Origin of the sequence: Citrobacter sp. BDA59-3, assembly GCF_015167655.1 — a bacterium.
Taxonomy (GTDB): Bacteria; Pseudomonadota; Gammaproteobacteria; order Enterobacterales; family Enterobacteriaceae; genus Phytobacter; species Phytobacter diazotrophicus.
Genome location: NZ_CP063427.1, coordinates 1,666,001 through 1,688,875, shown reverse-complemented (window position 1 = coordinate 1,688,875; position 22,875 = coordinate 1,666,001). Strand labels below are relative to the sequence as shown.

At 55.6% G+C, this 22,875-nt stretch carries 21 protein-coding genes and 1 riboswitch; of the genes, 7 read left to right on the top strand and 14 right to left on the bottom strand.

All coding sequences use genetic code 11. The annotated features are described in order from the left end of the window. Positions 1–17 precede the first annotated feature (17 nt). Positions 18–1,193: a cell wall metabolism sensor histidine kinase WalK gene (locus IP582_RS07880; RefSeq protein WP_193795580.1), complete on the bottom strand. Its 1,176-nt coding sequence runs from the start codon at positions 1,191–1,193 to the stop codon at positions 18–20. Next, positions 1,190–1,885 carry a response regulator gene (locus tag IP582_RS07875; RefSeq protein WP_193795579.1) on the bottom strand — a complete coding sequence of 232 codons (696 nt, stop codon included), beginning with the start codon at positions 1,883–1,885 and terminating at the stop codon, positions 1,190–1,192. The genes IP582_RS07880 and IP582_RS07875 overlap by 4 nt, the downstream gene beginning before the upstream one ends. A gap of 277 nt (positions 1,886–2,162) precedes the next feature. Between IP582_RS07875 and IP582_RS07870 the strand changes: the two genes are divergently transcribed. Further along, complete coding sequence (locus IP582_RS07870; protein WP_193795578.1) at positions 2,163–2,951, top strand: MipA/OmpV family protein; 789 nt, start codon at positions 2,163–2,165, stop codon at positions 2,949–2,951. 65 nt (positions 2,952–3,016) lie between these two features. Then, positions 3,017–3,352 (top strand): helix-turn-helix domain-containing protein, encoded by a 336-nt coding sequence (locus IP582_RS07865; protein ID WP_039078480.1) that lies wholly within the window; start codon positions 3,017–3,019, stop codon positions 3,350–3,352. 145 nt (positions 3,353–3,497) lie between these two features. On the opposite strand, the gene IP582_RS07860 is transcribed toward IP582_RS07865, so the two are convergent. Continuing rightward, on the bottom strand, positions 3,498–4,280 hold the full coding sequence (locus IP582_RS07860; RefSeq protein WP_193795577.1) for a DsbA family protein: 783 nt from the start codon (positions 4,278–4,280) through the stop codon (positions 3,498–3,500). A 253-nt stretch (positions 4,281–4,533) separates the two neighbouring features. Beyond that, positions 4,534–5,766: an MFS transporter gene (locus tag IP582_RS07855; protein WP_193795576.1), complete on the bottom strand. Its 1,233-nt coding sequence runs from the start codon at positions 5,764–5,766 to the stop codon at positions 4,534–4,536. A 279-nt stretch (positions 5,767–6,045) separates the two neighbouring features. Here IP582_RS07855 and ybjG point away from each other — a divergent pair, with 279 nt between their 5' ends. After that, positions 6,046–6,654, top strand: coding sequence for an undecaprenyl-diphosphate phosphatase (gene ybjG, locus IP582_RS07850; protein ID WP_039078477.1), 609 nt, complete (start codon positions 6,046–6,048; stop codon positions 6,652–6,654). A gap of 65 nt (positions 6,655–6,719) precedes the next feature. Next, positions 6,720–7,478: a DNA-binding transcriptional repressor DeoR gene (gene deoR / locus IP582_RS07845; RefSeq protein WP_193795575.1), complete on the top strand. Its 759-nt coding sequence runs from the start codon at positions 6,720–6,722 to the stop codon at positions 7,476–7,478. Between the two features lie 31 nt (positions 7,479–7,509). Here deoR and dacC read toward each other — a convergent pair whose 3' ends face one another. Beyond that, positions 7,510–8,709 carry a serine-type D-Ala-D-Ala carboxypeptidase gene (gene dacC, locus IP582_RS07840; protein ID WP_039078756.1) on the bottom strand — a complete coding sequence of 400 codons (1,200 nt, stop codon included), beginning with the start codon at positions 8,707–8,709 and terminating at the stop codon, positions 7,510–7,512. Positions 8,710–8,938: 229 nt separating this feature from the next. On the opposite strand from dacC, the gene IP582_RS07835 reads away from it, so the two are divergent. Further along, the gene (locus IP582_RS07835; RefSeq protein WP_193795574.1) at positions 8,939–9,565 is read left to right on the top strand and encodes a glutathione S-transferase family protein; all 627 of its coding nucleotides are present in this window, start codon (positions 8,939–8,941) and stop codon (positions 9,563–9,565) included. A 19-nt stretch (positions 9,566–9,584) separates the two neighbouring features. On the opposite strand, the gene IP582_RS07830 is transcribed toward IP582_RS07835, so the two are convergent. The 9 genes from IP582_RS07830 to IP582_RS07790 all read right to left on the bottom strand — a co-directional run bounded on the left by IP582_RS07830 (position 9,585) and on the right by IP582_RS07790 (position 20,939). Beyond that, positions 9,585–10,700, bottom strand: coding sequence for a PQQ-dependent sugar dehydrogenase (locus IP582_RS07830; protein ID WP_193795573.1), 1,116 nt, complete (start codon positions 10,698–10,700; stop codon positions 9,585–9,587). Positions 10,701–10,808: 108 nt separating this feature from the next. Continuing rightward, entirely contained in the window at positions 10,809–11,192 is a 384-nt protein-coding gene (locus IP582_RS07825) for a biofilm formation regulator BssR (protein ID WP_039077160.1), read from the bottom strand. A gap of 124 nt (positions 11,193–11,316) precedes the next feature. Continuing rightward, positions 11,317–13,116: an allophanate hydrolase gene (gene atzF / locus IP582_RS07820; protein WP_193795572.1), complete on the bottom strand. Its 1,800-nt coding sequence runs from the start codon at positions 13,114–13,116 to the stop codon at positions 11,317–11,319. Beyond that, positions 13,113–16,715, bottom strand: coding sequence for an urea carboxylase (uca, locus tag IP582_RS07815; protein ID WP_193795571.1), 3,603 nt, complete (start codon positions 16,713–16,715; stop codon positions 13,113–13,115). Before uca ends, atzF begins: the two co-directional genes overlap by 4 nt. A 177-nt stretch (positions 16,716–16,892) precedes the next feature. After that, positions 16,893–17,528, bottom strand: coding sequence for an urea amidolyase associated protein UAAP2 (locus IP582_RS07810; RefSeq protein ID WP_370551795.1), 636 nt, complete (start codon positions 17,526–17,528; stop codon positions 16,893–16,895). A gap of 8 nt (positions 17,529–17,536) precedes the next feature. After that, positions 17,537–18,265 carry an urea amidolyase associated protein UAAP1 gene (locus IP582_RS07805; protein ID WP_193795570.1) on the bottom strand — a complete coding sequence of 243 codons (729 nt, stop codon included), beginning with the start codon at positions 18,263–18,265 and terminating at the stop codon, positions 17,537–17,539. A 4-nt stretch (positions 18,266–18,269) separates the two neighbouring features. Continuing rightward, positions 18,270–19,046, bottom strand: a complete 777-nt coding sequence (locus tag IP582_RS07800) for an ABC transporter ATP-binding protein (RefSeq protein ID WP_193795569.1) — start codon at positions 19,044–19,046, stop codon at positions 18,270–18,272. Further along, positions 19,043–19,858 carry an ABC transporter permease gene (locus IP582_RS07795; RefSeq protein WP_039077166.1) on the bottom strand — a complete coding sequence of 272 codons (816 nt, stop codon included), beginning with the start codon at positions 19,856–19,858 and terminating at the stop codon, positions 19,043–19,045. Before IP582_RS07795 ends, IP582_RS07800 begins: the two co-directional genes overlap by 4 nt. 22 nt (positions 19,859–19,880) lie before the next feature. Next, on the bottom strand, positions 19,881–20,939 hold the full coding sequence (locus tag IP582_RS07790) for a putative urea ABC transporter substrate-binding protein (protein ID WP_193795568.1): 1,059 nt from the start codon (positions 20,937–20,939) through the stop codon (positions 19,881–19,883). A gap of 57 nt (positions 20,940–20,996) precedes the next feature. Beyond that, a riboswitch (guanidine-I (ykkC/yxkD leader) is annotated at positions 20,997–21,095 on the bottom strand. Between the two features lie 223 nt (positions 21,096–21,318). Here IP582_RS07790 and IP582_RS07785 point away from each other — a divergent pair. Continuing rightward, positions 21,319–21,942, top strand: a complete 624-nt coding sequence (locus IP582_RS07785; protein WP_193795567.1) for a glutathione S-transferase family protein — start codon at positions 21,319–21,321, stop codon at positions 21,940–21,942. A gap of 500 nt (positions 21,943–22,442) precedes the next feature. Next, a complete protein-coding gene (locus tag IP582_RS07780; RefSeq protein WP_071196050.1) occupies positions 22,443–22,802 on the top strand; it encodes a hypothetical protein in 360 nt (119 codons plus the stop codon). The last annotated feature ends 73 nt before the right edge of the window (positions 22,803–22,875 follow it).

The window sequence follows — 22,875 nt, the reverse complement described above, 5'->3', positions numbered from 1 at the left end:
ATTCATCAAGAATGCATTTATCTGTTTTCAGACGGCAGTGTTATTTCTATCAACAGACCGCCCTTTTCAGGTAAAGACGCGGCAATATTCCCACCGTGGGCAAGGCAAATAGCCCTGGCTATGGATAACCCCAATCCACTGCCCCCGGAATGCCGCGCCCGCGATGCATCGGCCCGCGTGAAGCGCTCGAAAATGATCGGTAAGAAATCGGGGTCCACGCCAGGGCCGTCATCCGCAAAAGTGATGCTGAACACCTCAGCATCCCGACGAATGCCAATGTTTAGATGCCCACCCTGTCGGCCATAGCGCAAGGCATTTTCCATAATAATCGTGAAGGCCTGCCCCAGACGCAGCGCATCCCCATTGAAAAGCGCAGGTGCAGTATCAACAACATTAATGCTCACGCCTGATGTATCCGCCTGTAGCTTTAGCCAGGCTGCACGCTCACGCAATAGCTCCCCAAGGCAAAGAGGATGGCGATCGAGCGTCAACTGTCCGGCGTCCGCCAGTGAAAGTAAGTGTAATTCCCCGGTAAGACGGTTCAGGAGTAGCAACTGGTTCATCACCATACTCAGTTGCTCTTGCGTAGGGCTAAAGACGCCATCCAGCATCCCCTGCAGCCGACCTATGGCCGCCGTTAACGGGGAGCGAAGTTCATGCGCCATCGCCACATGCGAAGCGCGCAGTTCGCGTTCATACAGGGCAAGTTGCTGTGTCATGCTGTTAAAATCAACGGCGAAACGTATCATTTCCGCAGGCGCATCCTTGATAAGTTCCGCCTGGCTGCCGAATTGCCCTTGTGTGACTTTATCAGCCGCCTCTCGTAACCGGCTGAACTGAGAGGATAAGGGCCGCGCGTAGCGTAGACCCATAATGACGATAAAAGGGATCATCACCAGAACAAGTACGCCAACCATGATCCAGTCGGTCGAGGCAATGGAGGGGGTCGAGTAACTGATTCCCCACCACGTGTCGACAATGTAATGGAAGCGATCCGGGTTCACATGCGGGTTGTCTTTCAATGCGAGGAATTCGGCTCTGACACTGGCGGGCATATCATGCAAAGCCCAGTAATTCTGGACGGCATAACGTAGCCACATGCACAGCGCAATGATAATCACAGTCCCGATGGCAAGGGCAAGGATACGGGCGCAAATCCAGCGCCACAGGGACTGATGAACGGGACTTTTCATAGTTGCTGGAACCTGTATCCAATACCGCGCACGTTTGCCAGAACGCCAGTGACCCCAGCGCTCTCTAATTTTTTACGCAAATTATAAATATGTGTATCCACAACGCGCTCTAGCGCATCGCTGTCCGGAAGGCATTGTTCCAGCAGGAATTGCCGCGTAAAAGGGCGCGTGGGATGGCGCATTAGCGTCGTCAGCATGGAAAATTCAGAGGGCGTAAGATCCAGAACAATCGCGGGTTTTTCGCGATCGGTCACAATGGCGGTAATCGCCACCGTATTGACCGACAGATTTTGCCAGTTAAGTGTCTCTTCGGGTTTTTCAGCACGCGCGGTGCGGCGCAATACAGCCTGGACTCGCGCAACGACTTCACCAGGAAAATAAGGCTTAACAACAAAATCGTCAGCGCCATAGCGCAATGCGCCAATACGTTCCGACGCCTCCCCCATTGCGGTGACCATAATGACCGGGACATCGCTGTCGCGCCGAATGGAAGCCAGCACTTCGGTGCCACTTATGCCCGGCAGCATAATATCCAACAGAATGAGATCGGGTTTAAGCCGCCGCGCCATTTTCAGCCCTTTAGTCCCGTTTTCTGCTATCAGTACGTCAAAACTATCCCGACGGAGGTAGGCTTCCAGTACGTCGGCAGCATCCGTATCGTCTTCAATTATCAATATTTTTCGACAAACCATTTATGTACCCTGGTTTTTTTAGAGAACAGCAATTGCCGATCTGTTACGCCAATACATACAATACCCTTTTTATGACAGTCAATGCGCATTAATAAAATGACAAATGATATAAACCGCCCGGAGAAGATTAAATTCATCAGAGACAGCGCGCTAAAAAGCGGAACTTGACAGTATCTTAACAATTCCCTGACTGTTTATTGATAACAGCCCTTCATACTGAACTATCAGAAAACCTTGCGCTGAAATAATACGCTTTTAATGATTCCGGAGATGCTCAATGTTCCCCCAAAAAACAGTACCGTTGATGACAGGTTTACTCTTTACCTCGGTAACGTCATTTGCGAATGCGGATGACACTACCGCTAATACAGACACGTTTACCATGGGGATTGCAGGGCAATACGCGCCGCGTTACAGCGGGTCAAATCATCAATTTTTCCAGGTCTTGCCCGTTATTCAGGGGCGAAAAGGCGCGTTTTTTGTTGATTCGGAAAAGGGTCTGGGATATGACCTGCAGGCCGACAACGGCCTGTATTTAGAACACTCGCTGGGTTATAGCCTGGGGCGTTCTGATCGTAATTCCAACTGGCGGGATGGCGCAAATGAATTAAAAGGAATGGGCAATATTAAAGCGGCCATGAATACTGCGCTGGCAGTTGGCTGGTCCATAGCGCCCTGGGTAAGCATTGAAGGAAAAGCCATTCTTCCTGTCACTGATAGCCAGGGGGTAGAATATCAGGCTTCCTTTACGCTTATTCCTTTGCAGAATGAAATCGATACTATCGCATTGCAGAATACAGCCATGTTCGGCGATCGCCGCTATATGCAAATTCATTATGGTGTCAGCCAAAAACAGAGCGATCGCACGGGATATCAAACATTTACCCCTGGCGGCGGCTTATACGGCATAAGCACAAATCTGCTGTGGAACCACCAAATTGACACACATTGGGGAACAACCTTAAGTGCGGGTTATAACTGGCTGAATGATGATGTTGCAAATAGCCCTATTGTTTTCAGACGAAATACGTTCTCTTTTACCGGTGCCATCACCTATACATTCTAACTACACGTTTTCAAAAATGGAGAGTGAGGATAGACGAAAAAGAGATAATGGCGAGGCGCAGAAAAATGCCACAATTACAAGCAACGGTAATCATGGAAATAACAATGTGGATTGACGCCAACCTGGATAAAAACATCACCATAGCAATCGCTGCAAAAAGAGCGGGGTATTCTAAAAGGCACCTGCAAAGAATCTTCAAAGATCATACAGGGCTCAGCCTTGCTCGATACATCAGACAAAAAAAGATCATGGAAGCGACATCAGATCTACAAAAAACCAGTATGCCTATTATTGAAATAGCCTCTAAGTACGGATTTGACGATCAGCAAAGCTTCTCAAAGACTTTTAAGAAAATTCATAATGCGCCACCCGGGCAATGGCGAAAAAAGAATGGCGAATAACAGATAAATCCCCCGAAAGTACTGAGACTACTTTTTCGATAAAAATAATTAACAGAGCGTTTTACGTTTAATACTTTTTTAATTCGTCACCACACCAATAACTGGCATTGCCGCCGGTAATGTTTACCGACGGCAATGTTGCGAATCAGTGGCTGGCTTTTTTAATCGCGGCCTGAATCTGTTCCGCGCTCGCCAGCCCAGGGAAGACGGTGATGTTCTCCGGGGTTGCGCCTTTAACCGGCATCACAATCAGCCCTGGCGTCCCGGTGAGTTCCAGCGTCTGCGCCAGCGTATTGGTGTTCTCAAGGATATTGCTGTAATCCGCCTGCAGCTTATCCGTGGCACCGGCAGCCTTCGCAGCAGCATTGATATCCTCGACGGTCAGTTGGCCTTCGTTATGCCCGGTATGGTAAATGCTGTTGTGATAGATGGCATACCCGGCAGCACCTTTCTGCTTCCAGACATCAAGACCGCGCAGCGCGGCTTTCTCTGAGTTCTCCCAGCGCGATGCGAAAATAGGCCACTCTTTGAAGATATAACGTACGTCCGGACTGGTCTTCATTACTTTCTCCAGCTCCGGGGCGAGTTTGCTGCAATAAATGCACTGATAATCGAAGAATTCGATAACCGCCACTTTCGCATCCTGTGGACCAATCACCGGCGTATCTTTGTCACGCAAGAGGGCTTCCTGGTTCTCCATCACCTTCTGGGTAAGCGCCATCTGTTGACGCTCCTGTTCTTGCTGCTGCAATTTCTGGCTGACCTGCACCAGCACCTCCGGATGGGCAACAAGGTAGTCGGCGGCGATTTTACCGATTTGCGCTTCCTGCTCAGGCGTGAATGCCGGCGCAGAGGCGGCCAGCACAGGGCTTAAATGGAAAAGAGTGTATGTGGTCACTAAAGAAATTAGCGTCTTTCTGAAGGTCATCGGTGGTGTCCCTAACGTTTTTCTGAATAGTTTGCGAACAGGCAGGTGCGTCGTGCTCCGCAATATCGCCATCAAAGATACGCGTTTTCAGTAAAGGTGACACGCCGGAAGTGATAGCAGATATGTCGATATAATCACAGGCGGAATAACAAGTGGCGCAGGCTTGCGCGATACCCGCTGCCCGCAGGCTAAAGCGGGTAACGAAAGCGCATCACTGGCCGAATGACGCTCTCCCCTCACCCACCGTGGAGCCTTAGCTTTCGAGCGAGTTCCCGACGCTTTTATCACGCAGGAAAATCACCATCAGCCCCACCCAGAACAGGCCGTTGAGCAAATTAAAGAGGCTGAACAGGCCGTTGCCGCCGACCAGATACGCATGTTTACTGACTTCGATACCGACGGTGAAAATCAGCATTTGCAGCATGCCCATCGCCGCCGAAACCGCGCCTTTACTGACATCGCTGGCAAACAGCGTCAGGCGCACCAGTCCGGCATTAGCCAGACCAATACCAAACGCGTACAGGCTCAAACCTGCCGTCATCCAGAGATATGCGTGCGAAGAGGCTACCGTTGCAATGGCCGCCAGGATAAGCCCGACAGCAATAGGCCAGCCGCCAAGAATAATCAGCGACCGCACGGTACGCCGCGAAGTCAGCCGTGCCAGCACAAGGTTGCCGACGATCAGCGCGCCAAAAATCGGCACCTGCAATAACCCATATTCATAGCTGCTGAGCTGTTCGCCACTGATAATAATAATCGGTGACTGGGCAATCCAGGCCAGCAGCGGCAGGCTGACAAAGCCGGTTGCCAGCGCCCCGGCGACGAAGCGAACGTTTTTCATCACCAACGCATAGTCGTGCCACAGGGCTTTTAACGAAAGCGGCTCACCCAGCCGGGTGGCGGTTTCTGGCATCGCCCGTTGCAGCCCGACAAACGCCACCGCCGCCAGCACGGCAAACAGTACAAACATCCCCTGCCAGGGCGCGGCATGAACCCAGGCTGCACCCACCAGCGGGCCGAGCAGCGGTGCGATAAGCGCCACGTTGGCCATCAGCGCGGTTATCTTAATGCACACCGCCTCTTCAAAAGATTCCTGAATGGCCGCATAGCCGACCGCGCCAATAAAGCACAGGCTGATCCCCTGCAAAAAGCGCAGCAGGGTGAACTGTTCAATGGTTTGCGCCAGCAGCGTGGCAAGGCAGGTCACTACGAACCACACTACCCCGGTCAGCATAACAGGTCGACGGCCAATACGGTCCGACAGCGGCCCCAGCAGCCACTGTAAAAACATGCCGCCCGCAAGATAGGCGGTCATTGATGTCGGCACCCACTCAATCCCTGCCTGATATTGCTCGACCACGGCCAGCATGCCGGGCTGAATCATATCGTTGGCGATATAGGTTGAGAATTCGTACAGGACCAGGCAAAGGGGAAATAACAGTGCCTGCCGTCCCAGGCGGCGACCAGTAAGTGTAGGGTTTTGCATGCCATCTCTTTTACGTGAAAAATCGCGCAGAGTGTAATCAAAGCAGTCGGTCGACGATAGCGAATTATGCCAGTCGCCCCGTGGAAAGCACTTTTTTCGACCTTAAGGTTTACTTAATCATACCTGCGTACCGTGTCACATCAATGCAATAATCGGCTTAAGAATCGTCTAACTCTCCGCGAAATAAGCGGAAACGACTTTACCGTTTATCGCGCCGCTTTTAAGGTGAGCGCTGTCATCAAACATTCACATCAGCCAGAGCCCGGAGTCATATAGAGCATGTTGGAAAATCTGAATTACACGCTGTTCGCGATGATCAACGCCACACCGGATTCCCCCGCATGGATGATTGCCGCCGCACGGTTTATCGCCAACGATGTAATCAGCATCGTGCCGCTACTTGCCGTAGCGCTATGGCTCTGGGGGCCGCGTAAACAGCTTAGCGCACAGCGCCAGTTAGTCATTAAAGTCACTATGGCGATGGCGATCAGCATGAGCCTTTCGCTGGTGTTGGGGCATCTGTTCCCCCATAACCGCCCGTTTGTTGATCATGTCGGTTACAACTTTCTGCCCCATTCGCCGGATTACTCGTTCCCGAGCGATCACGGTACGGTGATTTTTACGTTTGCCATTGCCTTCATTGCCTGGCATCGGGCCTGGTCCGGTGCGGTGCTGATGCTGGTTGCGCTGGCGATTGCCTGGTCTCGCGTGTACGTGGGGGTACACTGGCCGCTCGATATGGTGGGCGGTCTGTTTGTTGGTCTGTGCGGTTGTCTGAGCGCGCAGATACTGTGGCAGATCTTCGGTCCGGCGCTGCACCGCACGCTACAGCATCTTTACCGCCTCTGTTTTGCCTTTCCGATTCGCCGGGGCTGGGTACGTGACTAAGCCCGGCGGCAAAGGTAAGATGAACGCCCTGCTAAACGCGGGGCTTTCTTTTATTCAGGGGTATTATGGAAACAAGACGTGACGAACGGATAAGCCAGTTACTGTCGGCGCTCAAGCGCAGCGATAAGCTGCATCTGAAAGAGGCCGCTGCCCTTCTGGGTGTTTCAGAAATGACGATTCGCCGCGATCTCAGCGCCAACAGCGCGCCGGTTGTGCTACTGGGCGGCTATATCGTGCTTGAGCCGCGCACCGCCAGCCATTATCTGCTAAGCGATCAGAAAACCCGTCTGGTCGATGAAAAGCGCCGCGCGGCAGAATTAGCCGCGCAACTGGTGCAGCCACACCAAATGGTGTTCTTTGACTGCGGCACCACCACCCCCTGGATTATCGAAGCCATTCCGGCCGACCTGCCGTTCACCGGGGTGTGCTACTCCCTGAATACGTTCCTTGCCCTCCAGGAAAAGCCGCTGTGCCGTGCCATCCTGAGCGGCGGCGAATTTCATGCCAGTAATGCCATTTTTCAGCCGCTCAATTTCAAAGAGACACTGAGCTATCTGCGCCCGGATATGGCCTTTTATTCTGCCGCCGGGGTTCACATTGAGCAGGGGGTTACCTGCTTTAATCTGGAAGAGTTACCGCTAAAACACTGGGCGATGGCGAGCGCGCAATTTCATGTCCTGGTAGTTGATCACAGTAAGTTCGGCAAAGTGCGTCCGGCGTGCATGGGAGATTTGAGCCATTTTGACGCTATCGTCAGCGACTGTCGCCCCGACGAAGCACTGGTTGAGTTCGCCAAAGCTGCGCAGATCAAACTGGTATTCTGACCGTGCCCCCACGGGGCACGGTGTGCCGTTATCAGGCGAACCAGCCAAACCACTGGTGGAATTTCATCAGCACAAAATCCCACATCCGGCCAAAGAATCCGGCCTCTTCAACCGCTTCCATCACAATCAGCGGGCGCTTCTCAATGGTCTGTCCGTTAAGCTGAAAATCAATGGTGCCGACAACCTGCCCCTGTTTAAGCGGCGCGGTAAGCTGCGGTTCGGTTAAGGTATAAGAGGCTTTCAGGTTTTTCAGTTGCCCTTTCGGGATGGTGACCGAACCGGCCTCCCCCGCGCCCAGTTTTGCCTCGCTTTGCGCGCCAAACCAGACGCGTTGATTTACAAAGGTGGCGTCTGGCTTGATAGGCGTGACCGTTTCGAAGAAGCGGAAGCCCCATGTCAACAGCTTTTCCGACTCGTTAAAACGGATGCGGTCGGTTTTCGCCCCCAGTACCACGGAAATGAGGCGCATGTCACCCATCGTGGCCGACGCCACCAGGTTGTACCCAGCGCCATCCGTTGTCCCGGTTTTCATCCCGTCAACGTTCATGCTGGTACTCCACAGCAGACGGTTGCGGTTCGGCTGACGAATTTTGTTGAAGGTGAACTCTTTCTCTTTGTGGATAGCGTACTCGTCCGGCACGTCGTGAATCAGCGCCTTACCGAGCAACGCCATATCGCGGGCGGTACTGAACTGCCCCGGCGCGTCCAGCCCGTGGACGGTCTTGAAGGTGGTGTTGGTCAGGCCGAGTTTTTGCGAATAGCTGTTCATCAGGCTGACGAAAGAATCCTGGCTGCCCGCCACGAAATCGGCAATGGCGATACTGGCGTCGTTGCCAGACTGAATAATGACCCCTTTGTTAAGGTCAGCCACCGAGACCTGATCGCCCGGCTTGAGGAACATCAGTGAAGAGCCCCGTAACGCCGGGTTTCCGGTGGCCCAGGCATCTTTACCTACCGTCACGATGTCGGTCAGGTGAATCTTCCCTGCCTTCAACGCCTGGCCAACAACGTAACTGGTCATCAATTTGGTGAGGCTGGCAGGGTCCAGTTTCTCATCGGCATTCCCTTCTGCCAGCACCTTACCGCTGGCGTAATCCATGAGGATCCATGCGCGGGCATCAACAGGCGGAGCCTCCGGCGCTTGTTCCACTGCATACAGAGAAGGTGAAAAGAGAACGATCAATGCGGCTCCCGCCGCCAGGCCGCGTGGAAATAAAGAAAAATGCGTCATATAGGCCACCCAGGTATCCATTCTGAAATCAACGTCGCACCACCGTGCAGCAACAAGCCGTGAGTAATAGCGCATAACAAGCGTGAATAAAAGCACTGGAAAGTAAAGTTTATGCAATAACATATTGTTGTGCTCTGGCGCGTGGATAATTTTGTAAATCGTTGCCAGAACGTTAACTTTATCTCAACATGGAAGGCCTCAGACTGGGTGGTAAACACAAGGGGGTAACATGATTACGCTATGGGGCAGGAATAACTCTTCCAACGTCAAAAAAGTGCGCTGGATACTTGAAGAGCTTGAACTGCCGTACGAACACATCCTCGCGGGCGGCGCGTTTGGCCTGAACCGCGAAGCCGAATTTCTGGCAATGAATCCCAACGGTCTGGTGCCATTGCTGCGCGATGACGAAACCGACGTTGTGCTGTGGGAATCCAATACCATTGTTCGCTATCTGGCCGCGCAGTATGGTCAACGCCGCCTGTGGAACGATGAACCCGCGCTGCGCGCGCAGGGGGAAAAGTGGATGGACTGGGCGCTGTCCACGCTGGCGCCGAAACACGGTATTTTGCTGGTGGGGCTGGTGCGCACCCCCGTCGAAAAACGCGACAATGCGGCCATCGAAGCGGGTATCAATGCCTGTGAAGCGCTTTTTGCTCTGCTTGACGACGCCCTGGCCCGACAGCCGTGGCTCTCCGGCGCTGAGTTCGGCCCCGGTGATATTGCCGTCGCGCCCTTTATCTACAACCTCTACAACATCGGGCTGAGCTGGACGCCACGCCCACATCTTGAACGCTGGTACCAGACGCTGACGCAGCGCCCGGCGTTTCGTGACGTGGTGATGATTCCGGTAACCTGATAAGCCTGCCCGGTGCCCCTTACCGCGCCGGGCTGACTTTTAGCAGTTCACCGTCTGACGCATCGGTCAGCACATACAGATAACCATCCGGCCCGACGCGGACATCGCGAATGCGCGCCTTGCGGTCTTTAAGGATGCGTCCGTCTTCGGTCACGGTGTTGCCGTTTACGCTCATCACAATGACATCTTCATCTTTCAGCGCACCGATAAAGAGTTTATTTTTCCACTCGGGGAAGACATCGGAGTTATAGAACGCCATGCCGCTGATAGCCGGCGATTTTTTCCAGTAGAAAATGGGCTGCTCGGTCCCCTCGACACTGCCCCCTTTCGCCTCGGGAATGGGTAATCCGCTGTAATTTATCCCCCAGGTCGCCAGCGGCCAGCCGTAATTTTTTCCTTTCCCGGCAATATTGATTTCATCACCTCCACGCGGGCCATGCTCATGCATCCACAGGGTGTGACTCCACGGATTCATCGCCATCCCCTGTGGGTTACGAAGCCCGTATGCCCAGATTTCCGACCGTGCTCCGGCTTTCCCAACGAAGGGGTTATCCGGCGGGACTTTACCCTGGTCGGTCAGACGAACCAGTTTGCCCTGTAATTTGTCGAGGTCTTGTGCGGTGGGGCGTTGGTTATTTTCCCCCAGCGCAATCCACAGGTAGCCTTTACCGTCAAACACCATGCGTCCGCCAAAGTGATTGCCGGTCGACAATTTGGGCTGCTGGCGAAAAACCACCTGGAAAGCCTCAAGGTGTTTTGCATCATCACTAAGGCGGCCATACCCCATGACTGTGCCTGCTTTGCCGTCCTGCCCGGCTTCGGCATAGCTCAGCCAGACCCGGCGCGACTTAGCAAAATCCGGGGCCAGCACCACATCCAACAGACCTCCCTGCCCGTTAGCCCAAACCTTCGGAATGCCGGTTATCGGGTCAGAAAGACCTTTCCCCGGCAGCCATTGTCGCAACTGACCGCCGCGCATCGTTATCAGCATGCCCTGATCGCCGGGCAAAAAAGCCAGAGACCAAGGGTGATCGAGTTTGGTTTGTAACACCTCAACCTTCACGGGCGCGGGGGCTGCGATGACAGAGGCTGAAAGAAATATCGCAGGAATAACAAACGCGGTGGAACGATGCATGACCCACTCCTTTATTCATGGTTTGCATAAAGGTTAGCCAGCACGGCAAGGCGAAAGGGGATTTTTACAAAAGCTTAAAAAGAAAGGGGGGAGTGGCCTCCCCCGCGTTTAGATTTCGGCAAGCGATACATGTTCGGAAAGATACTTGATACTGAAATTCAGCACATTAAAGGCTCTTTCCAGTTTTTCGACGTTCACCGCTATATAGGTTGGGCAATCCTGGCGCCCGCTTAACAGGCACACCGCCACAGAGGAGATAGCCTCCTCCGCACGGTACAATGCCCCTCGGGTATCGGCATCCTGCAATGTGTTCAGTTGCACACCGTTATCGCGTATTTCCCTGGCAAGATCGAAGAAGTGCTCGCGTAATTGATCGTTTTCGCTGACTGACATATACCCTTTCGCTTTTCGCATCTGGATATAGGTCGCAAGATCAGCTCTGGCATCGACCAGTTTGTCCAACAGACATTGTGTAAGTTCGTCAACGGTCATACGTTCCCCCCCTTGTCAGCCATCAGGCACAACTTATAGTATGGCTGTTTTTTGAGCGAAAGCATGCGCAACTTCAATTATTAAACGCAGACGAAACTTCTTTACACTTTAGGGCTGCTTAACATTATCCCCGACTGGCAAGCCACGCACGCCAGCCGCCATATTCCGTGATGTCCGTTGCGCCCTCTAATCCATTATTTTCACAAATGAATCCGGTCAGCCACTGCCCCTCTTCGAGCTCCACTTTGCCTAACCCGAGCGGTGCCGGGATCCCCGCCAGAAATGATCCCAATTCACTGGACGGCAGCGACCACACCTCAACGGCAATGGCCCTGCCGCCTTCGCTAACGCGAACCATCCCCGGGCGCTTGCCATCCGCCAGCGCATACAGGCGGTAAGCAGGTGCACTTAGCGTCGCCTCCACCAGATGTCCCTGACGCTGGCGCAACTGATAATTGAGCGCCAGACCGTCAAGGTGCGCACCGCAGACCACCACGTTTACCCGGTCATTTACCGCAGCATGCGTGGGGGCATCAGCCCCGATGGTTGTGCCCCCAGGCAAGCGCAGCGGATTCACACGCTGCAAGGCATCCGCCACGCTCAGCAGATACTGATCGGTAAAGGCGCGGCCAAACAGGGTCACGCCCGAGGGGAGTCCATTGGACATAAACCCGACCGGAACCGCGACGGCCGCGTAATCGAGCAGGTTCATGAAATTGGTGTAGTACCCGAGATCAGAATTGCGCTTCACCGGTTCATCGCGCAGTTCAGCCAGCGTTACCGGGCGCGGGTAGGTCGGCGTCAGTACGCAATCCAGCGCATCGAGCAAGGCATCGCATTGCCGTTTATAGCTCTGCAACCGATAAAGACCGTCAAACGCGCTGACCGCATCGGTGGTCGGGGCTTTTTGCAGAACATCGCGGATAACCGACAGCACCGCATCCGGCTGCTGCTCAATCAAATGGCCTGCCACATGGTAGCGCTCTGCCACCCATGGCCCTTCATAAAGCAGTTTTGCCGCCGCCAGAAACGGCGTGAAATCAAGCGCGACCGGTATTCCCCCCAGCGCCTCCAGCTGCGCTTTGGCGTGATAAAAGAGCGCTTCACTCTCGGCGCAGCCCAGGAACTCCAGCTTATCCGGCACGCCAAAACGGAACCCGGCCTGCGGCACGCCAAACGCCTGCTTGCTGTTCCACAGTGGGTTATGGCGGCTGTAGTCGTCATCCGGGTCCTGGATTGCGGTCAGCGCCAGCAGGGTACTGGCCTCGGCGGCCGTGGCGGTAAAGAAGGTGACGCAATCCAGGGTTCGGCACGCTGGCACGACGCCCGCCGTTGAAATCAGCCCTTTGGTGGCTTTCAGCCCCACCAGATTGTTCAGCGACGCGGGGACGCGCCCGCTTCCTGCGGTGTCGGTGCCTAATGAAAAACTGGCGACGCCCAGCGCCACCGCCAGCGATGACCCGGCGCTGGAGCCACCCGACGGATACTCAGGATGAACGCTGTTGCGACAGGCGCCATAAGGCGAACGGGTGCCGTTCAGTCCGGTGGCAAACTGATCGAGGTTGGTTTTACCCAACGGAATCGCCCCCAGGGCAATCAACTGACGCACCAGGGTAGCATCCTGCCCGGCCATATAAGCAAATGCCGGGCAGGCCGCCGTGGTGGGAACGCCTGCGAGATCGATATTGTCTTTGATGGCGAACGGAATGCCGTACAGCGGCAGATCCTCCGGCTGATGTTGCTCCAGCGCCGACAGATGCGGTTCCAGTTCGGCTTCATTCAGAATATGAATGAACAGATGAAATTCCGGGTTGAGCGCCATCGCCCGCTCGCGCAATTGCATGATAAGCGCACGCGGCGTTATCTCACCGCTGCGGTAGCGTTTCGCCAGCGTATCGAGGCGCAAATCAAAGGTCTGTGTCATTGTGCTTTCTCCATCACCACTACGCATTGCCCGGCGCGCACGGAGCTTCCCGGCTGCACCCGAACCTGACTGACCACGCCGTCATGCGGCGCAGTTAACGGAATTTCCATCTTCATCGACTCCAGCACCACCAGCGTCTGGCCCTCTTTCACCACGGAGCCCACTTCCACATTGACCTGCCAGAGGTTGCCGGAAACCGGGCTGTCGACACCGCTTTCCCCGGCCCTGAGCGGGGCATCGTCCCCCTCGTCGGCAATCACATCGCTGCTGTCGAAATGGGCCTGGCCGCTGGCAATCCAGCGATCGCGCTCAGCGGCAAACGCCTGCTGTTGATGGGTGCGGTTCGCCGCAATGCTCTGCGCTTCATCGGCCAGGAACTGTTGATATTCCGCCAGGCGCAGGGTGGTCTGTTCGATGCGCAGCGGGTAGCGCCCGAGCGGGAAGTCCCGACGGATGGTGAGCAGTTCATCGGCTGAGACCGGGTAAAAGCGAATCTGGTCGAAAAAGCGCAGCAGCCACGGCTTACCGCCAAAATCAGCGACCGCACGATAGCGATTCCACATTTGCAGGGTGCGGCCCACAAACTGATACCCTCCCGGCCCTTCCATGCCATACACACAGAGGTATGCGCCGCCAATGCCGACGGAGTTTTCCGCCGTCCAGGTACGCGCCGGGTTGTATTTGGTGGTCACCAGACGGTGACGCGGGTCAAGCGGTGTCGCCACCGGCGCGCCAAGATAAACATCTCCCAGCCCCATCACCAGATAACGGGCATCAAAGACGGTTTTGTAGACCTCATCGATATTTTCCAGATCGTTAATCCGGCGGATAAATTCGAGATTACTCGGGCACCATGGCGCGTCGCGGCGCACGGTGGTCATGTATTTTTCAATCGCCTTCTGACAGGCCGGGTCATCCCAGGAGAGCGGCAGCCAGACCACCCTGGATGGCACATCCAGATCTTCGTGCTGGCACACATCGGCCCACAGATCGTGAATAATCGCCAGCAAACGGCTCAGCGCCAGGGTTTCCGGCTGATAATGCACCTGCAATGAACGGATCCCCGGCGTCAGATCGATAACCCCCTCCAGCGCGCGGGATTCCAGCGCCTGCATCAGGGCGTGGCCGCGAAAACGCAGTACCAGGTCGAGTTCCGGTTCGCCTATTTCCAGCAGCAGATGGGTATCGCCTGAAAGACGCGCCACCAGCCGCTTATCCGCTTCCCCGGTCTCCAGCACCACCGGGGAAGCCAGCGCGGCAGGATGCCAGTTGACGGGGACAGGTTGCAGTGTTTCCACTTCCTGGCGGCTGGCCTGTGCCAGCCGACGCGCCGTTGCCACGTCCACCGGGACAAAACGCACCTTGTCCCCCGCTTTCAGTTGCCCAAGCTGGTGCAAATCCGCTTCGATAACCGTCACCGGACAGACAAAACCGCCGAGGCTTGGGCCATCCGGGCCAAGGATAACCGGCATATCCCCGGTGAAATCCACCGCGCCAATGGCATACGGGTTGTCATGAATATTGGACGGGTGCAGCCCCGCCTCGCCGCCGCTCTCGCGCACCCACTCCGGCTTCGGCCCAATCAGGCGGATCCCGGTTCGGCTTGAGTTGAAGTGCACTTCCCAGTCGGTGGCAAAAAAGGTGTTGATATACGCGCCGGTGAAATATTCCGGTGCCCCATGCGGCCCATAGATCACGCGCAGTTCACGCACGGCAGGCAATGTGGTCTGCAACGCCTGCGCGAGCACAACACCGCTTGCGCGGTTCGTCAGCGGGTTGAGATGCAGCACATCGCCAGTACGCAGCGCGCGCCCGGCGTGACCGCCAAATTGGCCGAGGGTAAAGGTGCTTTTGCTGCCAAGATAATCCGGCACATTAATGCCACCGCGCAGGCAAAGATAGCTGCGCACCCCGGCACCGCTCACCTCACCCAGACGCAGGGTGCTGCCCGCGGAAATCGTAAACACGGTATGCATCGCAAGCGATGTACCGTCGAGCGTGACCCCGATACTCGCCCCGGTCACTACCGCCACGGCGTCGGTATTAAATTTCAGCGTCGGACCGCTGAGCGTGATTTCCAGCGCAGCATCGGTTGCGGCATTCCCCAATAACGCATTGCCCAGACGCAGCGCGCGATCATCCATCGGGCCGGACGGCGGCACACCCACCGCCCAGTAGCCCTGGCGGCCAGGGTAATCCTGCACCGTGGTTTGAGTTCCGGCGCTCACCACCTCAAGGGTAGTGGCCTCGTAGCGCAACCCTTCCAGGCAGCGCGTCCAGGGCTCGCCCTCCGCAAACGGGGCAAAGGCTAAAATCTGGCGCAGGTACTGGCGGTTGGTCTCTACGCCATACAGACGGGTTTCGCCCAGCGCGGCATCCAGGCAGGCAATCGCCTGCGCACGCGTGGGCTGCCAGGTGATGATTTTCGCCAGCATCGGATCAAAAAACGGCGGTACTTCGCAGCCCGCTTCCACCCAAGTGTCAATGCGCAGCGTGCGGCGATCGTCGGCCGGAAACGCCACGTCGGTCAGTAGCCCCGGCGACGGCTGGAACTGGCGGCCCGGATCTTCGGCATAAACGCGCGCCTGCACAGCATGTCCCTGCGGCGTAAGCCCTGCAACCAGCTCGGTCAGCGGCGGCAGATCGCCGGCGGCCAGTTCAATCATCCAACGCACCAGATCCACGCCCCAGACCTGCTCGGTAACACCATGCTCCACCTGCAAACGGGTGTTCACTTCCAGGAAGTAAAAGCGTTTTGCGTCACTGTCATAGACAAATTCAACGGTCCCGGCGCTGCGGTAATTCGCCGCTTTACCCAGTTTGATGGCCGCTGAGCACAGCGCCGCTTCCATGCCATCCGGCAGGTTCGGCGCGGGGGTCTCTTCCAGCACTTTCTGGTTACGGCGTTGTACCGAGCAGTCGCGCACGCCAAGGGAAACCACCTCACCCTTACCGTCGCCAAAAATTTGCACTTCCAGATGACGCGCGCGCTCGATGTACTTCTCAATAAACACACCCGCGTCGCTAAAGTTGTTTTTGCCCAGCCGCACTACCGCGTCAAAGGCATCGGCCAGTTCATCGGCGCTATAGCACACCCGCATCCCGATACCGCCGCCGCCCGCGGTGCTTTTCAGCATCACCGGGAACCCCACCTGCGCGGCAGCGTGCTGCGCTTCATCGAGGTTTGCCAGCAGCTCTGTGCCTTCCAGCATCGGTACGCCATGCGCTTTGGCCAGCGCGCGGGCCGTATGTTTTAAGCCAAAGACCCGCAGTTGTTCCGGCGTCGGGCCCACAAATGCCATTCCTGCGGCTTCGCAGGCTTCGGCAAAGGCGGCGTTCTCAGAAAGAAAACCGTAGCCGGGATGAATCGCCTGTGCGCCGCTCTGGCGGGCCGCATCAATAATTTTTTCGCTGACAAGATAAGTCTGTGCCGCCGGGCCGTCGCCCAGGCTAATGGCTTCATCGGCATCACGAATATGCAGACTGCTGGCGTCGGCCTCAGACCAGACGGCAACGCCGGTGACATTGAGTGTGCGCAAGGTGCGCAGGATACGGCAGGCGATCGCGCCACGGTTAGCGATAAGGAGTTTCGTAAACATAGTCAGGACTCAATCGTGGCGGGTCGTCCCGCCGAAATTCGGCTCGCCTTATGGCCGTCCATAAGGGGCTGGTCGTTTACGGACGCGGTGGTGTCTGGCGCGTCTGACTGAGCGGTAAACGGTTCGCACGCACGTCAAACAGGTGGTAAATAAAAAGGCGCAGACGCGCACCCCGACTCAGTTCCATACCAGCACCTCCGCCGGGGTCGGGTTCCAGCCATTGCACGGGTTGTTCAACTGTGGGCAGTTGGAGATGAGCACGATGACGTTGCATTCGGCGCGCAGTTCAACGTATTTGCCAGGCGCTGAGATGCCATCTTCGAAGGTCAGTCCGCCCTCCGGGGTCACCGGAACGTTCATAAAGAAGTTGATGTTGGCGCCAATGTCGCGCTTGTGCAGACGTCCATCGCGCAGGCAGGCGCAGAGAAAGTTATCGCGGCAGCTATGCATATGGCGTTTATCCAGCGCATAACGCACGGTGTTGCTCTCCTGGGCGCACGCGCCGCCGAGGGTGTCATGGCGGCCACAGGTATCGGCGACAATGGTCAGCAACGGGTTACCCATATTGGACCACAGCACGCTGCCGGTGGTCAGATACGCATTGCCCTGGCGGCGCAACGTGCGCTGCGGATCGTAGCGTTCCCGGTGGTTGTCGGCGTTATAAAACAGCGTATCCACGGCCTGGTTTCCTTCAAGATCGAGCAAACGCAGGGTCTGGCCCATTTTCACTTCAAACAGGTACGGCTCCCCTGCCGGGATCACATGGCGAAAAACGGCCTCGTCGGGGTGCTTCTGGCTGGTGATATTCATCATGCGGCTCCTTACAGGGCAAATAAGCGGGTGTTGGTGAAGGCACGCGTGTTTTCCGGGCGCGTCATCAAAGCCTCAATGGCGGCGTTTTCGTCTGCCGCCTGTCGCCAGGCCAGTTGTACCGGGCGGGGCGCATAATCTGCGGCAGGGTCCATCGGGTGTTGCAGCGCGGTGAGCACCACCAGCACATCCATTGGCGCAAACAGTTCAACGTAGCAGCCAGCCTTCGACGCACCGCTGTGGAAGGTAAAAGCGCCGTGCTCATCCACCGTGACTTTGCTAAAGAAGTTCACCACCATCAGCAAGTCTTCAAGGTTCAAATCCCATTTGCCCATCTCAATGAGCAGGTTGTCGGCGCCGTTGCGGAAAAAACCGTTACGCAAATCCTGATAACGCCCCTGACCATATTTCTCCTTCACTTCTGCCGCATCCAGCACGCCGCCAAACGGGTCATGCCAGCCGCAGGTATCCGCGATAATCCCCGCCAGCACACGCCCCATATCGGAGTAAAAACAGTGGCCTGCCGTCAGGCGCGCGGTGTGCTGGCCTTTTAAGGTATCGGGCAGGTTCAGACGTTCGCTCTTTTCATGCGGGTTAAGCATCATCAGGCTGACGTTTGCCCCACCTTCGATGTCGGTCATGCGCAGGATCTGCCCGCGCTTGAGAATAAAGGAGAGACTGCCGCCGCCTGGCAGCGTCTCTTCACGCAGAACAGATGTTTCTTTATCTAATAAAGTCATTAAGTTAACTCCTTAATGCGTAGACGTTATCGGGCTGCGGGTCGGTCATTTCCGCCAGACGCGCTTCATTGAGCGGAATGTCATAAGTAATGCGCGCGCCGTAGGCATTGGGTTCGTGCGGGTCGATACGCACCTTGTCGAACACCAGCAGCCGGGTGCCGAGGTTAAAGCCCTCGGAGAGATCGTGGGTGACCATAAAAACCGTCATCCGGGTTTCGCCCCACAGTTGCAGCAACAGGGCGTGCATATCTTTGCGAATGCCGGGGTCGAGTGCGCCAAAGGGCTCATCAAGCAGCAACACGCGCGGTTGCATAATGAACGCCTGGGCAATAGCAAGGCGCTGTTGCATACCGCCGGAGAGCTGGGCCGGGTATTTATCCAGCGCCTGCCCAAGGCCCACTTTTTGCAGCATCCACACGGCGCGCTCCCGCGCCTCACGCTTGCTGGCGCCAAACAGACGTCCGAGGAAGCGCGCATTCGGCAACTCAAGACCAATGGTGACGTTATCGAGCACGTTTAAATGGGGAAAGACGGAGTAACGCTGGAAGACCACGCCACGGCTGCGGTCCGGCTCAGCCTGCAACGGCTTGCCATCAAGCAAAATGGTGCCGCGACTCGGCGCTTCCTGGCCCAGCAACAGACGCAGAAAAGTCGATTTCCCGCAGCCGGAAGCTCCCACCATTGAGCAAAACTCCCCGGCGTTGACCCGCAGATTGAGGCGTTCGAGCACCACATGGGCGCCATATTCCTGCCAGATATTGTTGATGTCGATAAAACTCATGCCTTCCCTCCTTCCGCCCAGGGAAAACAGGTTTTATGCAACTGGCGCAGGCCGAGGTCCATCAGCCATGCCAGCAACGTTATCCACACCACGTAGGGGATGATGACGTCCATCGCCATATAGCGGCGCACCAGAAAAATGCGATACCCCAGCCCTGCCGTTGAGGAGATGGCCTCTGCTGAGATAAGAAACAGCCAGGCCGATCCCAACAGCAGACGCAGCGAGGTCAACAGGCGGGAGAGAAGCTGCGGCAGTACCACCCGCAGCACCAGCGTCCAGCTTGATGCCCCCAGCGTTTGCGCCTTAATCAGGATTTCCGGCGGGATTTCGCAGGCGCGATGCTCAAGGTCGCGGGCGAGCATCGGGGTGATACCAATCACAATCAGCATCACTTTTGACAACTCATCCAGCCCGAAGACGATGAACAGCACCGGCAGGATCGCCAGCGGCGGGATCATCGACAGCACGGTCATCAGCGGCGAGAGCGAGGCGCGCCACATCGGAAAGACCCCGGCGGTAATGCCCAGGCACAGACCAATCAGCGAGGCAATCGCCAGCCCGGTCAACAGACGCGCCAGGCTCACCAGCGTATCCATCCAGAAGAGGTAGTCGCCGCTGCGTTTATCCGGGGTGAACGCCATTCGCGACATTGCGTCCAGCATCTGCTGCATGCCAGGCAGCAGCTTATCCTGCGGGTTGGCCTCCAGCCGCACCGCAGAGCCCAGAAAGTACGCCGCCAGCAAAATGACGAAAGGCAGCAGAACAAGCGTCAGACGCATGCCCCGGGTCGGATGGCGGTTAATGTGTCGCATGGCGTGAGTTCCTGTCATTCGCTCAAAGCTTGCCGTCGGCGGCCATCTTCACGAAGCTGTCGTCAAAGCGCAGCTTCACGTTGGCGGCATCCCCGGCAGAAACGTTGCCCGGAAAGGCCATGCCGATGAAATCCGCACTTTGCGCGCCGTCACCCAGCAACCCTTTTTCAAAGGAGAATGCCGCAACGCGCTGCATGGTTTTCGCCAGATCCGGGGAGCTGATAAACGCCAGATTATCGGCCGGGGTGTAGAAGAGATGGGTGGTTTTAAGCTGCGCCTGATAGCCCGCCAGATCGGTGCCGGACGCCGCCGCCATGGCGCTCAGCGCCTCTTTATTCTGCGCCTTCATCTGCGCCATCATTTCGTACCATGCGCCAGTGAGGGCTTTACCCAACGCCGGGTTATCTTTAAGGGTCTGGGTGTTGACCACCATCATGTCGATAAGCTCGCCGGGTACCTGAGAGGAGCTAAAGACTTCGGTGGTTTTCGGCGTGCCTTTGATAACCGACAGTTGCGGGTTCCAGGCGACAGCCGCCTGCACTTTCGGGGTGGCGAAGGCAGAGACGATATCGGCATCGGAGGTATTCACCACGGTGACATCTTTTTCTGCCAGACCGGCTTTCTCCAGGCCGCGCACCAGCAGATAGTGGGAAACGGACAGTTCAGGCAGGTAGATCTGCTGGCCTTTCAGGTCTTTGAGGGTTTTGCCCTCGCCTTTCATCACCACGCCATCGTTGCCTTCGGAGTAGCTGCCGAGAATAAGCGCGGTGCTATCCACGCCGCCCGCCGCCGGTATGGTCAGCGCATCCATGTTGGTCATGGTGCAGCCATCAAACTGGCCCGCGGTATACTGGTTAATAGATTCGATATAGTCGTTGAGCTGTACGACATTGATTTTAATACCGTATTTGTCGGCCCATTTATCAATGATTTTGCTGTTACTGATGGTGCCCCACGGCATCCAGCCTGCGTAGATGGTCCAGCAGACATTGAACTCTTTCTTCACGGCGGCAAAGGTTGGGAGAGTGGTCAGCATGACCAGCGACAGCACGAGAGAGCGGAGCAATGGAGATTTCTTCATTATTGACCTCTGATTGGTACAAAAAAAGGGGGCAGCGCGACACCCACTGGTGCTGCTGTCTCCCGGGTTTTTGTCCCGCCGTGTAACCTCTCAGAGGTCGCCAGCTCTTGGACCAGACATCCGCCTTAGCGAACCGGAACCCTAGCCAGCTATTTATCAAATTGTGTGTTGCACTGCGTTAGCGTTATTGCAAGCACTATGCCAGGTTGCGCTTAATGACATTTCAGCAACTTAGCGATAACTCAGGGCAAACGTACCCATTTTGGTGAACCAGAATGAGGCAGCGCACCATGCTGGTGCTCAAGGGCCCTGTAGCCAGGTGATGCGCTGCTGGTGTATTGTTTTTAAACGATTAATCTCGCAAAAGGCGATTCGCGTCATGCTGAAAATATTGGGTAAAACGTCTTCAATTAACGTGCGTAAAGTGTTGTGGACCTGCGAAGAAGCGGGGCTGGCGTATTCACAGGAAGACTATGGCAGCGGCTTTGCCTCGACGCAGACGGACGCCTTCCGGGCCATGAACCCAAATGCGATGGTGCCGGTACTCATTGATGATGACTTTATCCTGTGGGAATCCAACTCCATTTGCCGCTATCTGGCGCGTAAAGCGGGCCGCGACGATCTGCTTCCTGGCGAACCGCGAGCTTGCGCGAATGTGGAGCGCTGGATGGACTGGCAGGCCACCGACTTTAATAGCGCATGGCGCTACGTTTTCCCGGCACTGGTGCGTAAAAACCCTGACTACAACGATCAGAATGCGATTGCCGCCGGTATCAAGGAGTGGAATCACTGCGTCGGTATTCTCGACCAACAGTTGCAACGCACGGGCGCCTGGGCCGCCGGGGAGACGTTCACTCTTGCCGATATCGTGCTGGGATTGTCGGTGAACCGCTGGAAGATGACGCCCTTTGAACACCCGGATTTCCCGGCAGTGGAGGCATGGTTTGAACGCTTAAATCTGCGCCCTGCTTTCCTGCGCTATGGAAATAACGGTACCCCGTGATGCAACGCTTTCTATGTAGAGATATATAGAGAGTAGAGAAAATCCCCATGAGCATGAAATCCGGGATCTGCTCATGGGGGCATGCAAATGCATGATGCGTTACGCCGCCACTATTTCAAACGAGCGCAGCGGCACAAATCATACTCTGTCTGATTTTTATACTATGTTGACGGCCATCACAGCGCACATTTAGCCAAAATTTAGCGATAAACGTGGCAGACAAGATATCATTAGCAAGCTATTATTTAGCTCGTAAATCATTATGTTTCTGCGTAATTCCGTGTTGTCTCTATGCCGTTCGTCCGAGCGGCTTTTTTTTGGTTTTTATATTTACACGCAAACACCGGAGCCTTCTCGGTGTAAATTCAATCCGCAGAGATATCCTTTAGAGGTATTTTCCCCGGCCCGATTTCGTACCCCGAAATACCCCGTTAACGGTTTATGAAGAACCACGAAGTGCGTGTTATGTTAATGCCATACACCGTATTACAAGGGTCGCTATGAACACGTTTCCGCTGCCAGTCGCTATTCATAAGCACAATGCAGATTCCGCCGTACAGCTTCAGCATTATCTTGAGCAAAACCGACAAAATCCGGCGCTTATCCCTATTCTGAACATGGACTTAACCTTCATCAGCCCGCATGCGCGCTCAACCAACGATTTCGTTATCAGCAGGGTTGAGCATCTACACGACAATACTTACGTCCTTTATTATCAGATTAACTATTTCATCTTTAATTTATGTCAGGACATGAATATTGAAGATGTTTATGAAACCAGTATCAGCTTCAATGTCGTTCAGGATTATTTAGCGTTTACCGTTATTCATGCTGACCGGGATACGGTTGATGAATTTTGATAGCGGCAATTTTCGTCGTATTAAATTATAACGAAGCCGTTGCCAGGCAGGCAGTCGTTTTTTCACCCTGCCC

What these genes read in the sequence shown, in the direction of transcription:
- deoR (WP_193795575.1), top strand. Translation starts at nt 6,720, where the DNA reads ATGGAAACAAGACGTGACGAACGGATAAGCCAGTTACTGTCGGCGCTC.
- atzF (WP_193795572.1), bottom strand. Translation starts at nt 13,116, where the DNA reads ATGACACAGACCTTTGATTTGCGCCTCGATACGCTGGCGAAACGCTAC.
- uca (WP_193795571.1), bottom strand. Translation starts at nt 16,715, where the DNA reads ATGTTTACGAAACTCCTTATCGCTAACCGTGGCGCGATCGCCTGCCGT.
- IP582_RS07810 (WP_370551795.1), bottom strand. Translation starts at nt 17,528, where the DNA reads ATGATGAATATCACCAGCCAGAAGCACCCCGACGAGGCCGTTTTTCGC.
- IP582_RS07860 (WP_193795577.1), bottom strand. Translation starts at nt 4,280, where the DNA reads ATGACCTTCAGAAAGACGCTAATTTCTTTAGTGACCACATACACTCTT.
- dacC (WP_039078756.1), bottom strand. Translation starts at nt 8,709, where the DNA reads ATGACGCATTTTTCTTTATTTCCACGCGGCCTGGCGGCGGGAGCCGCA.
- IP582_RS07800 (WP_193795569.1), bottom strand. Translation starts at nt 19,046, where the DNA reads ATGAGTTTTATCGACATCAACAATATCTGGCAGGAATATGGCGCCCAT.
- IP582_RS07780 (WP_071196050.1), top strand. Translation starts at nt 22,443, where the DNA reads ATGAACACGTTTCCGCTGCCAGTCGCTATTCATAAGCACAATGCAGAT.
- IP582_RS07880 (WP_193795580.1), bottom strand. Translation starts at nt 1,193, where the DNA reads ATGAAAAGTCCCGTTCATCAGTCCCTGTGGCGCTGGATTTGCGCCCGT.
- IP582_RS07875 (WP_193795579.1), bottom strand. Translation starts at nt 1,885, where the DNA reads ATGGTTTGTCGAAAAATATTGATAATTGAAGACGATACGGATGCTGCC.
- IP582_RS07795 (WP_039077166.1), bottom strand. Translation starts at nt 19,858, where the DNA reads ATGCGACACATTAACCGCCATCCGACCCGGGGCATGCGTCTGACGCTT.
- IP582_RS07790 (WP_193795568.1), bottom strand. Translation starts at nt 20,939, where the DNA reads ATGAAGAAATCTCCATTGCTCCGCTCTCTCGTGCTGTCGCTGGTCATG.
- IP582_RS07825 (WP_039077160.1), bottom strand. Translation starts at nt 11,192, where the DNA reads ATGACCGTTGACGAACTTACACAATGTCTGTTGGACAAACTGGTCGAT.
- IP582_RS07785 (WP_193795567.1), top strand. Translation starts at nt 21,319, where the DNA reads ATGCTGAAAATATTGGGTAAAACGTCTTCAATTAACGTGCGTAAAGTG.
- IP582_RS07835 (WP_193795574.1), top strand. Translation starts at nt 8,939, where the DNA reads ATGATTACGCTATGGGGCAGGAATAACTCTTCCAACGTCAAAAAAGTG.
- IP582_RS07805 (WP_193795570.1), bottom strand. Translation starts at nt 18,265, where the DNA reads ATGACTTTATTAGATAAAGAAACATCTGTTCTGCGTGAAGAGACGCTG.
- IP582_RS07870 (WP_193795578.1), top strand. Translation starts at nt 2,163, where the DNA reads ATGTTCCCCCAAAAAACAGTACCGTTGATGACAGGTTTACTCTTTACC.
- ybjG (WP_039078477.1), top strand. Translation starts at nt 6,046, where the DNA reads ATGTTGGAAAATCTGAATTACACGCTGTTCGCGATGATCAACGCCACA.
- IP582_RS07865 (WP_039078480.1), top strand. Translation starts at nt 3,017, where the DNA reads ATGCCACAATTACAAGCAACGGTAATCATGGAAATAACAATGTGGATT.
- IP582_RS07855 (WP_193795576.1), bottom strand. Translation starts at nt 5,766, where the DNA reads ATGCAAAACCCTACACTTACTGGTCGCCGCCTGGGACGGCAGGCACTG.
- IP582_RS07830 (WP_193795573.1), bottom strand. Translation starts at nt 10,700, where the DNA reads ATGCATCGTTCCACCGCGTTTGTTATTCCTGCGATATTTCTTTCAGCC.